Source organism: Niabella agricola (genome assembly GCF_021538615.1).
Taxonomy (GTDB): domain Bacteria; phylum Bacteroidota; class Bacteroidia; order Chitinophagales; family Chitinophagaceae; genus Niabella; species Niabella agricola.
The window spans coordinates 4,519,423-4,532,292 of the sequence record NZ_JAJHIZ010000003.1 but is presented as its reverse complement, the minus strand read 5'-3'; the positions used below and the strand labels follow the sequence as shown (position 1 = coordinate 4,532,292).

The following is a 12,870-nucleotide window of genomic DNA, read 5'->3' as shown; positions in this document are numbered from 1 at the left end:
TTAATTCCCGGTTCTAACAATCCGGAACCGCTGCAATACCAGATCATACGAAGCTTTATAGGTACCGGCGGGACTGGTGGAAAAACCCCAGTTGGCGCCGCCGGAGCTGGCACCTACCGCGCCCACCGTGGTAATCAGATCACTATAATCATCTTTCATAGCCGCACGGGCTGCCGCCAGCCGGAACCATCCCTTGCCCCATACATCCCCGCTCAAGGCCGCCAAGGGCGCATTCAGACTCATGTTTGAAGAACCACCGGTGGTTTGAAAGCTGCCGCTGAATAGATATTTATTATCAGGATCCCTTATTAACTTCGGCGACGTAGTCGCTTCCGTCCAGCCGCCCGCACTACCTGCTACAGTGGGTCCCGTTACAGCAAGATACGGCCAGGGGCTGGCATCGGACCATCCCGGGTACTTTACGGCATCTACCGGCAATGTGGGTGTATACGGTGTGGCGGTTATTGTACGCTTTGTCATATCAACACTAATATGATAATAACCCTTCTGTGTTGCCGGAAGCTTAAAGCCGGCCTCCTGCAGGTTAACGGTAAGCGTGCCCGGTGTAGCCGAGCTTGAGCCGATCACATTTCCTCCATCCAGGGTATAATTGATCCCGGCCTGGGTGCCGCCCGTATTGTTAAACGGCTTATCGTTGCCCATGAATGCGATGAACCGGATATTTTCTGCACCTGAAGCGGGATAATAGTAATCGATAAGAAAGGTGTTGGTGCCCTGTTTTTTCATCGAGTAGATGGTTCCGATTCCCCTGCAACCTCCAGCCTGATCGTATCCCTGTGCTGTTACTTCCCCTGCATGCTGCGCATCGGATAAATAAAGGCGATCTATATATCCTACACTCACCTCACCTCCCACCGTTTTTTTGTTGCCGCTCGCATCGGTGGAACGGATGACGTATTGGTACAACCCGGGCTTACCAGCCGGCAACTCGAAGGTCTTTATCAATGTATATTGTTTTTTTGCAGCATCGTCAGCAGGTACAATCTTTTCATAGAACTCCACCGGCTGGCCATCTGCCGTCTCGCCCCATAGCTTGAGCTCTATATTGTCAATTTCCAGGTCTTTGATAGTGGCTTCAACATCTACTTTAATGGGAGCAGTTGAAAAGCCGAGAAATTTGGTTACGGTCGGTTTTACCACCTGGATATCCGGCGGCAACTCGTCTGGATTATAACCCGGAATAAGATTTTCCGAAGAAAGATCTTCCACCGTTACATATTTTTTGATCAGACCTCCCCTGCTATTTGTGATCTGGAACTCCAAAACATGTTGTGTAGGGTTCACATCTTTTGGCACCAGGAAACTATCCCTTATCGAAAATACCTGCTGGTTGCTTACATCGAAAACGGTATCAAGCAACCATTCGCCATTCCGCATGCGCACTTTCTGTATGCCCTCCCCATCCTTTATAGCGGCCTGCACTGCTACCTTATAGCGGGGGCCTACCCAATGCAACCGGGCGGTAGCACCTTCCAGTTCCGGTAAGGGCAAGCTACCGCCTTCAGGAAATGTAAGCGCCTTATTGCAGGCCATAACCAACCATACCAGGTTCAAACCAAGAAAGAGTATAAGATATATTCTTTTCATGTATTACTTTTTATTGTTTTCAGCCACATGGAACAGATTGAATAATCATTCTTTTGAGTATGCAGCATTTTTAGTGGTTATTTCAAAAACAGGATATTTTGAAAATGAAGTTACCAGCCGGGACTTTGTGCAAGATTTCCTTCGCTCTTTAGTACTTCCTGTTCCGGGATGGGATACCAGTACATACGCGGCTGAAAGACCCGGTCTTCTGCTTTCCGTACCAGGTAGTTGAATGTACCTTCCGGTGTCTTTATAACCTGCATAGCCATCAGCGGCAGGTTCTCCGTCAGCTCCGCAATCTTCCATCTGCGTACATCAAAAAAGCGATGCTCTTCAAATGCCAGCTCTACCCTGCGCTCGTTACGGATACGTGCCCGCATCTCTTCTTTGGAAAGACCGGGAGGCAGCAGGGGCAGGCCAACACCGGGTCGTTGCCGCACACGATCCACCGCCGCCTTTGCTGTCATGGAATAACCACTGGCAGCTTCCGGACCATAGGCTTCATTCATAGCCTCGGCATAATCCAACAATATTTCTGCATACCGGAACAGGATCCAGGTATGAACGCTACTGGTATTTTTCTCCAGATCCAGGCCTTCGTCTATGAACTTCCGTAAGTAATATCCCGTTGTTGTAGCATTCAGTTTCCCCAAACCGTCCAGTCCACCTGCCCAGGCTTCAACGGGGCGTCCTTTAAAAGCAGTATTATTGGTAAGGATCGACATACCCAAACGTGGGTCTCTTCCGGCATAAGGATTGGTCGGGTCATAACCAGATCCGGGTTCGCCGATCATCATACCGGTGGCCTTCATTTCATAGGCGTCTACCAGGTTTTGAGACGGGCAGGTACTGCCCTGGCCGCCCTGGCTGTAGCCCACCGGGTAGTTCATCCGCTCAAAATCGTTGCGGGCCCAGCCCTGTATGGCAAAGATCACTTCTGTATTGCCATCAGCACCATTGCCCAGACGAAACAGCCCGCTATAGCTGTTATGCAAGCCATATTTACCCAGGGCAATTACATCATGCGCAGCCTTTGCTGCGGCAATCCATTTTGCAAGATCACCTGAAGGATTATTTAATGGACTGGCGGCATACAATAACAGGCGGGCCTTTAATGCCAGCGCCACCCCCTGGGTGATCCTTCCCCGCCATTTCTCGGAGGAGAAACCGACCCAGGTATCCTTTAACTGTGGATAGACACTATCACATTCAGCCTTTATAAATTCGGTACACTCTTCAAATGTTTTCCGTTTAAACAGTTTCAGTTGCGCATCAGTATAAGTAGACTTATCTACCAGCGGCACACCACCATACCGTTTGATAAGCTCGAAATAATACAGGGCGCGTAACAAGCGCACTTCTGCCCGCAACCAGGCAATGTCTTTTACATTGGCCTCATAACTGCTTTTGTTGGCAGGATCCAGCGTATCGCGGTAGATAATCTGTTTATAGTTTACCGACTGCTCCAAGAACAGGTTGGCCCTGCGGATACCCTGGTAAAAAAAACTCCAGCAATCTTCGGGGTTGGAAACGGCCGTCCAGGTGCCGGTATTGTATTTTTGGATGGCGGATGCAGGTATCGCATGATCTGCCTCATCGCAGGCAGCAGCCAACATCGCATTATCGATCCGCTGAAAACCAAAGCGATTATACAGGAATGCATATACGCCAATGCCTGCCTGCTGCATCCGGTCATAATTCACAAACACCTCATCTTCCTTGTAATTAGATTCTATCTCACGGTCTAAAAACTTTTTACAGCTGCTGTTTACCATGATCACCAGCAGCACCAGGCAGCTGATCCAAACGGGTTTTATTGTTATTGCTTTCATTCGTTGTCCGTTTTAAAATTTGACCATAATACCTGCCGACCAGGATTTTAGTACGGGATACCCTTGCCCTAGCATTTCCGGATCCACATCCACCGCCAGGTTATCCCAGGTAACCAGGTTCATTCCGCTTACAAATATTTTGGCCTGTTCCATTCCAACCTGCTTCACCAGGCTTACCGGTAACCTGTAACTCAGTTCCGCATTCCTTAACCGGATGAAATCAGCACGGCGAACCCAGAAGGTAGATGCCTGGTAGTTATTGGGATTAGCCTGAGTGGTCAGCCGCGGATAAGTGGCCGTAGTATGCGTTTGCGGTGTCCAGTGCCCTTCAACCGCCCAGTCGAGGATATTGGTATTATTTATAAACGGCTGAAATAAGTAACCGTTCAGGTATACGCTTTTATCGGCTACGCCCTGGAAGAACAGATCCACGTAAATATTTTTATACGATATGCCGGTTTGAAACCCGTAGTTAATCTCCGGATAATTTTGTTTCCCGATGGCTATCTGATCGTTAGCATCAATAATACCGTCATTGTTCTGGTCCTTATACTTCAGGTCGCCAGGAGCAACAATCGAAAATGTTTGTAAAGGGCTTGAAGCAATATCGCTTTCATCTTTAAAATAGCCGATGGCCTCAAGACCGAAATACTGACCTACCGGATGTCCCTGCCGGTAACTGTAGGCCTCCTTTTTGGGTGCTTCCCAGCTTTCTTTAATGGTATTGCGGGCATAGGAGAACTGTCCTCCAAAGTAATAATTTAAGGGCCCGGCGTCTTTCCGGTAAGCAGCTGCTATTTCGGCTCCTGCATTGTCCACCCGCGCTAAATTAGCCATCCGGCCCGAAGTATATCCCGCCAATGCAGAACCGGTAGCAGACAGATCTACCAGTATATCCTTCCTGTTTTCTTTAAATACATCTGCAGTAAGGTTTAGCCGGTTGTTGAACAGGGAAGCATCCATACCCAGGTTATAGATCATGGCCCGCTCCCAGGTAATATCCGGATTGGCCATGGCGAGCTGCACCAGTCCGTTGTACCAGCTTTGTCCCGTTCCGAAATAATAACCCTGGCTGCTGGCAACGCCCCAGTACTGGTTGTAATTAAACCGTGGTGCGCCCCTGTCGTTTCCTACACCTCCTGCGGAGGCGCGTAATTTCAGGTAGTTGATCCAGGCGGTATTTTGCAGGAACGATTCTTTATGCAGCAGCCATCCTGCCGATAATGCTGGAAAAAAGCCAAAGCGCCTGCCCGGTGCATAATTCTCCAGACCACTGTAAGAGAATACCCCCTCGACAAAATATTTGTCCTTATAACTATACATCAGGCGTCCCGCCAGGTTCTGCATGGCAAAGGGAGAAGCGTTACCCAGCACGGTATATTTGTCCTGCTGGAAGAACAGCATTCCTCCCAGCTGGTGCTTCCCGAACCGGCGTCCGTAGTCCAGTCCTCCCTGAAAGATCAGCCGGTTGTTTTCATAATCGCCACCGGTAACAACGGTAAGATCCGTATCCAGACTCCGCTGCAGGTAATACATAGAATCCTGGCCACCAGCCCCCGTTGTCCAAATGGGCTCGTAATAAGCATAGGTACGGGTCTTATCATACCGGTTCTGCAACAGGTTATCAAATAAAACGGCGCCAAACACGTTCAGGCCGCTGGTGATAAAATCCAGCTTTTGTGTAACACGAACATTCATCTGGATGTTCCGGTCGTGCCGCGACTGGTATCCCCTTTTTAACAGATCGCCCAGGGGATTGGAAGGGAAGGCGGCTGTTCCCGTAATGTTTCCTTCTGGTGTCATGGCCGGGTACAGGTTGGGCGCATAGGTGAGCATATTTTGCCAGAACGTAGCCGTAGCAACAGGAGGAAATTTCCGGTCCTGTATATTACCACCGATCCCCACTTGTGCAGAAAGTGTTTTAGTAAGGTTCACATCCAGGTTAGCGCGCAGGTTTAATTGGTTGTATCCGATATTGGCATTGTGCTCACCGTCTGTATGCGCATACAATCCCTGGTTGTTCAGGTATCCGAGCATCACAAAATATTTTGCCGTCTGGTTTCCGCCGTTAAAGCTGACTGTATAATCCTGGATGGGCGCCTGCTTCCGCAGAATCTCATCCAACCAGTTTACATCCGGGTGCCGGTAGGGATCTCGTTTCAGGCGGTAGCCCTCCAATTGTGCATCGGTATATAAAGCGGGTATACCGTCGTTTTGCAGGGCTTCATTGTACAGGCGTGCAAAATCATAGGAGGACGCCATTTGGGGCAATTGGGTTGGCGACTGTACACCATACCGCAGGCTCAGTGCAATCTGCGGTTTGTCTGAAATGGCACCTCTTTTTGTCGTTACCAGCAGTACTCCGTTCCCACCCCTTGCTCCGTACATGGCCACAGCAGCAGCATCTTTCAATACAGATACACTTTCAATTTCATCTGGCGATAAGAAGCTGATGCTATTTACCTGGATGCCGTCAACAATCAGCAAAATCCCGTTGTTCAGGCTGGTATGCTGACCGCGGATCAAAATAGAAGGATCATCAAAGCCCGGTGCAGCTCCGGTGTTCATAACCGTTAGCCCGGTAAGTTTTCCCGCCAGTGCATTGGTTAACGTTGCGGTCTGCATTTTCTTCAATGCTGAGCCGGTAACGCTTGATATAGCAGCATTGCTCTGATCTTTGGAAAGCGTGCCATAGGCTACTCTCACCGAAGAATCGGGATTTACATCATACTGAACCGATTGTGCCTGCGCTGCATTCCAGAAGAAGCCACCAAACAACAGCAATCCAATTCTGAGGCCAGATGTCGCAATCATGCAGCCTGCCCGATCTATTCCTGATTTCATTTTCATTGCATTCTTTTATGCGTGTACATTTATAACCGTTACCAACCGGGATTTTGCTGGATATATCCCAGGTTGATCTCACTGACGCGGAACGGGTACAGGTACATCTTGTCATTCCATACCCGGTCTTCAAATTTTTCCAGGCGGTAGGTGGGATTGGCGCCCCCCTTTAAACGCAATCCGTACATTCCACCCCGCATCACACCTTCATCTCCGGCAATCATCCACCGCCGTACATCAAAATAGCGGTGTTCCTCAAAAGCGAGTTCCACACCCCGCTCCCGGCGTATCTTCCTGCGCATATCTTCCTGGTTGGTGTAACTATAATCCGGCATATTTACCCGACGGCGCACTTCATTCAATGCCCAGGTGATCTGACCGGCATCTCCGTTTTGTTCGTTCAGTGCTTCCGCATAGTTGAGGTAAAACTCCGCCAGGCGGAACGTGATCCATTTAGGGGGCGGATTGGAACCGTTACTGACGCCCTTGGCAAACTTTCTCAGGAACCCCACGCCGTTGTAGGCATCCAGCAACTTGCCATGCTGCTCATAGAAATGATATACCGTTCCGGTACCTCTTGTCCATTCTTCACCGGAATAAAATACTGAAGCCTGGAACCGCGGATCGAGTTCCTTTAATTTCTGCCGGTACTGCGCATAAGGATAGTCTACACCTTCCTGCTCATTCCAAACCTGATCCGTACCGTCTGCCTTCTGATAAAACTTTGTAAAATTTAATGTAACCCCGATATTGATCGGATCCGATCCGGTGTATACAACTGTTCCCGGTGTCATAAACCGGACATAGTAGTTATTGGTGCTGGTACCCATCAATCCTGCATCCAGAATGGTTTCGTTCACACTGGGGTTGATAAAGATCTCTTCATAACGGTCAACAGGATTGCTCTTGCCTTTATACAGTTCGCACCAGCCGCTTTCATTGGCAGCCCAGTCCAGCACAGCTTTACTGGCATCTGCTGCCAGTTTCCAGCGGTTGGGATCATAGCTGGTATACCCGATCAGTTCGCGCAGTTTGGGGTCGCCCACCGGTATATAGGACTGTGCCGTATTAAACAGGGGGCTGGCAGCATATAACAGCACCCGTGCTTTTAATGCCAGTGCGGCGCCTTTGACAATACGTCCCCGATATTTGCTTTCATAGCTGCTGGGCAGATTTTTTGCCGCTTCATCGCAGCTGTTCACTATAAAGTTTACGGTTTCTGCATAAGTGCTCCGGGGTATCCGCACTTCGGGGATATCCGCCGCACTGCTTACTTTTAATACTTTGTCCACAATGGCAATACCGCCCAGCCGCTGCATCAGATCGAAATGCATCAATGCCCTTAAAAAAATGGCTTCTGCCTTCATGGAGGCCTTCTCGGTGTTGGAGAAAGGCGATTTGTCAATATTCTCAATAAAAATATTGGCGTTGCGGATGCCCTTGTAACAAAACTCACTCCGGAATTCATACCAGTAAATATCACTGGAGCCCCAGTTGCCTTTATTAAAGGCCTCTGCACCGGTGATATTGGAATAGGCATCGGCCTCATCATCCGCCGCCGCGACTATGGTGTAAGTAGCACCATAATGATAATAACCATTCTCCCCGGAAGCCCAGTAATAAGGGAATTCAAAAATAGAACAGGTCCGGTACACACTCCAGAGGAATTGTTCGGTGCGGTCCTTTGAAGCAAACACATCTTCCAGTTTGATATCGCTGCTCTCCGGCTTTTCCAGGTACTTGTTACAGGAGCTGAGCAGCAGGCATGCAATGCTCCATAAAATCAATGTATTGAAAACGATTGGTTTCATTAGTATATTTATTATGCTTCGTTTCATATGAAGACTGTTACCTTAGAATGATAGATTGATGCCGCCGTTAAACACCCGCATGGGAGGATAGGTACGGCCCCAAAGCTCGCGCGCATCCGGGTCCTTGCTGTATTTGAAATGGCTCCGGGTAAGCAGGTTATTGCCGCTTACATAGATACGCAGGCTGCTCATGCCCATACGCTTCAGGGCCTGCGACGTAAAGCGGTAACCTAGTTCCATGTTTTTCAGGCGGATATACGACGCATCCTGCACCCAAAAGCTGGAGGCCTGGTAATTGTGCTGCCGGTCCGGGGAAACCTCTACCCGTGGAAAGGAGATGGGTTCTCCGTTGGCATACCGTTCCGGCGTCCAGCGCTCCAGGTGCCATTGCTGTGCACTACCCCAGGAAGACACGAACGGATAAGCCGCGGCAGAAGCAAAGCTGGCCGATACGTGATCCGTGCTCTGTACCAGGATACTCAGATCAAGCCCTTTCCACGAGAAGCCACCTGACAGACTATAGGTAACTTCCGGCCAGTCGGAATTGCCTACCGGCCCCATATCGTCTTCATCAATGACGCCGTTTCCATCCAGGTCTTTATATTTCATATCTCCGGGTTGCAGACCGGCACCTTCCCATTTAGATTTAGGCCGGTTCGGATCATTGATTTCCTCCCAGGAGTTATAAAACCCTTCGAAGGTCAGTCCGAAATATTGCTGCATGGGTTTGCCGGTACGTCTTAAATAATCGTATTTACGGTCGGGTTCATCCTGGAAAATAATTTCATTGCGGGCAAATGCATAACTGGCTTTTGCCCAGTATTGCAGCTGGGCGGTTTGCCCGGTATAGCTGAGTTCCAGCTCATACCCGTGATTATTCACCTTGCCGATATTGGCAGGCGGCAATGTAGCAGCAACCAGTTCCGGAACGGTAGACAGGTACCAGAGGATATTGTTCCTTTTTTCTTCAAAATAATCCCCGGTAAAAGAAAGGCGGTCATCCAGGAATTTCACCTCTGCACCGATATCCAACTTCTTCGACTTTTCCCAGGTCACATCCGGGTTCCCGATGGCACCTTCATTATAAACATTGTACCGGGCAAAATCCACACCGGGGTTTCCAAATACAACAGCCTGGTTGCCTCCGTTATTCAAACTAAACGGCGGATCCAGGTACAGGTAGCGTTGCCCGCCAATTTCGTCATTCCCCACCACTCCGTAAGAACCCCGGAATTTTACAAAGCTGAGCCAGCTGTTTTTTGGGAAAAAAGCTTCATTAGAAAGTACCCAGCCAAGGGAAACGGAAGGGAAAAAGCCGTAGCGTTTACCTTCGGGAAAATTCTCCGAACCGTTATAACCCATATTCAGCTCGGTGAGATACCGGTTCTTATAATCGTACGTAACCCTTGATACCATGCCGAGGTATACATGCGGTAATTTATAAAGCAGGCTGGGCCTTACTTCGCGGGAAAAATTACCCAGTACCAGCCCCGAAACGTTGTGCCCGTTAAAACCACGTTTGTATTCTATCGCCGCTTCGGTATAAACTTTCCGCCATTTATTGGCGTCACCTACAGCCTCGGAGATACCGGTAAACGGGCCATCATCCGCGCTTTGATACAGCCGGTAACCCCCGGGAGCCTCTGCATCCTTTATAACCGTCCATTTAGGAAAATTTTTACTCTGGGTTTTATTCTTCAGGTAATAGCTGTCATAGGCACCCATAGCCCGTACACTCAGTCCTCTCGTGATACGATCCAGCTTATAGGTGATCTGGAGATTGGTATTGAGTGTGCTGGAATATTGCTCCGTCAGGAAGGCGCCGGAAGCACTTGTGGGCCCTGCGTCTCCCCAGGGGTTAAAGTTGGGCACGGCCCCCGGTAAGCCGATCACACGTTCGATGTATTTGCCATCGATAAACAAAGGACTGGTCATCGGCGGACGATTGGCCGCTTTATCAAAGGTCGCCCAGGCACCGCCGTTGGGGATACTATTGTCCGTGATCTGGTTGCCCAGCTTTACCTGAATCAGCAGATCCTGGCTCAGTTTAAAATCAAAGTTCATCCGTACATTGTACTTATCATACTTTTGTTTATAGGGAAAACCCAGGCTTTGTTCGGGCTGCTGATAACCTCCGCTCTGATTGAAATATCCCAGTGAAGTGTAATAGCGTACCTTTTCCGTTCCTCCGGAGATATTGGCATTATAGGATTGCTGGAAGGAATAAGGTTTGATCAACGCTTCGATCCAGTTCTTGCTCGGGTGAAAAACAGGATCCGCACCGGATTTGTAAAGCTCAAGGTCTTCCGGCGTAAAGGTTAATTTATCTGCGGCGATCCCCCCGTTGCGTTCGGCTTCGTTGCGCAGTACGGCATAATCGTAGGAATTAAGGTATTTGGGAAGGATCGTGGGTTGAATGGCCGCGGCATTGGCGGTAATATTTACCTGCGGCCGGCCGGCTTTTCCCTGTTTGGTAGTTATAAGAATTACCCCGTTGGCACCACGCACCCCGTAAACGGCTGTTGAGGAAGCATCTTTCAGGATGCTGATGGATTCGATTTCATTCGGATCAAGGTTATTGTAGGTATCACGCTGCACACCGTCGATAAGTATCAACGGACTTCGGCCACCCGAATTCAGGGTAGCCATACCCCGGATCAGAATTGTAGCCTTGTCGTTGCCAAACTCGCCCGATGTCTGGATAGCCTGCAACCCCGGGGCCATCCCAATCAACGCGTTACTGATTCCCGCAACTGGCGCTTTTACCAGGTCGCTTCCCGATACGGTGGCAATCGCTCCGGTAACCGTTAACTTCTTTTGTTCTCCATACCCCACTACCACCACTGCATCCATCTCTTTTTGTTCGGCGGTCAGCATTACATTGAGCGCTGATTGCTGGCCCACCGGCTGTTCCAGCGTATGATAGCCGACCAGTGAAAAAACAAGTATTGCATTGGAAACACCATCCGGAATCACCAATGAATAACGCCCCTCCTGATCCGACGAAGTTCCCACTCCAGTTTCTTTAACGGTAACGTTAACGCCCCGCAGCGGCGCTCCGGTTTGCTGATCGGTTACGATACCGGAAACCTGCCGCATTTTATAATACTCAATACCGGAACCGGCAAAGGCAGCCTGCACACCAAACGAAACAACCAGAAAAGTGGCAAATAACAATCTTAATAACATAATAGCCATTTTAATAATAAAAGCAGGAGCTGTTGCCCGGAATTATCGGGCTTCCTGCCGGGAGCATACGTTTTATCTGGATAAAAGACCAACCGTTATCTAAAAAAGCGGAAAATCGATACTCGATGCCTCCCGACGCGTATTAAGCAAATTCGTTAACGGATTTAATACGCATCCCATCTAAAACCGGTTCAGGCAACCTCGTTAGTGAACACATAGCAGCAGCGTTGCAGACGACCTGTTTTCACGCTTCCCCTTCTCTTTCACATAATGGTGTAAAATTCTAATAAAACGAGGGCCAAGGAAATAGACATTCCAGGGAAAATAATGGATTTTTTTACGCTGCCATCTTTGTCATTTATTAATTGACCACCGCGCCTGCATCCTGGTAAATCACCAGGTGAAAGACAAGGCCTGCCGCCTACGCTTCGTGTAACCACCGTTCCCTCCACCCCGTCTGCACTCATCAAATCCCGAAAGCCGGGCGCATCAATTGCGTACAACTACTATCGGAATAACAAGGAAAGCCCCGATCATTTTTACACAGAAGCAACAGCTATAAAAAAAATATAGATACATTTACATTCCTATTACCCGGGCGGTTGGTTCCGCAATAAAAAAACGGTTTGTTCCATGAAGCCAGTCAATACAAGCAGCAGCACGTTGAAAAAAATGGAAGGCTTTGCCGGCCAGCTGACCTGTATTCTGCCGCAGGCTAAAGTCCAGTTCTGTGCGCAGCATATTTTTTGCAAAAAACTTTACATCACCGATATCGGTTACTATCCCAATGCCGCACACCATGACCGCGAGCGTCCAAAAGGTTGTTCCCAGTATATTTTAATTTATTGTGTAAAAGGACGGGGCTGGTATTCCATTGAGGATAAATTATACGAAGTAAAATCCAACGAATTCTTTATTATACCGGCGGGCACCGCCCATCACTATGGCGCCCATGAAAAAGATCCCTGGAGCATTTACTGGCTCCACTTCTCCGGCGCAGATGCAGACTTCTATTACCGGCTACTTACAAAAACACAGGGAAGGGTTCCGGTAAGCGCTGTGGTCAGCACTTCACGACAGCTTATTTTCTACGACATTATCCAACATCTGGAATTAATGAACAATGCTGATAATATTATTTACAGTTGCAGCTCCGTGCATGCCTACCTTTCCTCGTTCCAGAATACGCAGATAAAATTATCCGCCAATGAGAACGACATCATCCAGCAGTGCATCACCTTTATGAAACAAAACCTTGACAAGCCCCTGCGTTTGGATGAGATCAGCACTGAGGTTGGACTTTCATCTTCCCATCTCTCCGCTTTGTTTAAAAAACAGGTCAAATCCAGTCCAATCCATTTATTCACCTCCCTGAAAATACAGAAGGCTTGCCAGATGTTGATGGATAACTCGCACAACATCAAAACCATCTCCTATAGCCTCGGCTATGAAGACCAATATCATTTTTCGAGGGTTTTCAAAAAAATCATGGGAATCTCTCCCAAACACTTTAAAAACAAATAACCTAATACAGTTTGTTGTCAACTCTCCAATGCCTCAAACAGATTAATGATGCAGCAATTGAA

The 12,870-nt window shown here is 48.6% G+C and carries 6 protein-coding genes; 1 reads left to right on the top strand and 5 read right to left on the bottom strand.

Going from position 1 to position 12,870, the window contains the following annotated elements:
* The 5 genes from LL912_RS24145 to LL912_RS24125 all read right to left on the bottom strand — a co-directional run bounded on the left by LL912_RS24145 (position 1) and on the right by LL912_RS24125 (position 11,284).
* Complete coding sequence (locus LL912_RS24145; RefSeq protein WP_235556197.1) at positions 1–1,608, bottom strand: hypothetical protein; 1,608 nt, start codon at positions 1,606–1,608, stop codon at positions 1–3.
* Between the two features lie 110 nt (positions 1,609–1,718).
* Entirely contained in the window at positions 1,719–3,440 is a 1,722-nt protein-coding gene (locus LL912_RS24140; RefSeq protein WP_235556196.1) for a RagB/SusD family nutrient uptake outer membrane protein, read from the bottom strand.
* A 12-nt stretch (positions 3,441–3,452) separates the two neighbouring features.
* Positions 3,453–6,290 carry a SusC/RagA family TonB-linked outer membrane protein gene (locus LL912_RS24135; protein WP_235556195.1) on the bottom strand — a complete coding sequence of 946 codons (2,838 nt, stop codon included), beginning with the start codon at positions 6,288–6,290 and terminating at the stop codon, positions 3,453–3,455.
* Positions 6,291–6,322: 32 nt separating this feature from the next.
* Positions 6,323–8,095, bottom strand: a complete 1,773-nt coding sequence (locus LL912_RS24130; protein ID WP_235556194.1) for a RagB/SusD family nutrient uptake outer membrane protein — start codon at positions 8,093–8,095, stop codon at positions 6,323–6,325.
* 42 nt (positions 8,096–8,137) lie between these two features.
* Complete coding sequence (locus LL912_RS24125; protein WP_235556193.1) at positions 8,138–11,284, bottom strand: SusC/RagA family TonB-linked outer membrane protein; 3,147 nt, start codon at positions 11,282–11,284, stop codon at positions 8,138–8,140.
* Between the two features lie 633 nt (positions 11,285–11,917).
* Between LL912_RS24125 and LL912_RS24120 the strand changes: the two genes are divergently transcribed.
* Positions 11,918–12,808 carry an AraC family transcriptional regulator gene (locus LL912_RS24120; RefSeq protein ID WP_235556192.1) on the top strand — a complete coding sequence of 297 codons (891 nt, stop codon included), beginning with the start codon at positions 11,918–11,920 and terminating at the stop codon, positions 12,806–12,808.
* Positions 12,809–12,870 lie beyond the last annotated feature (62 nt).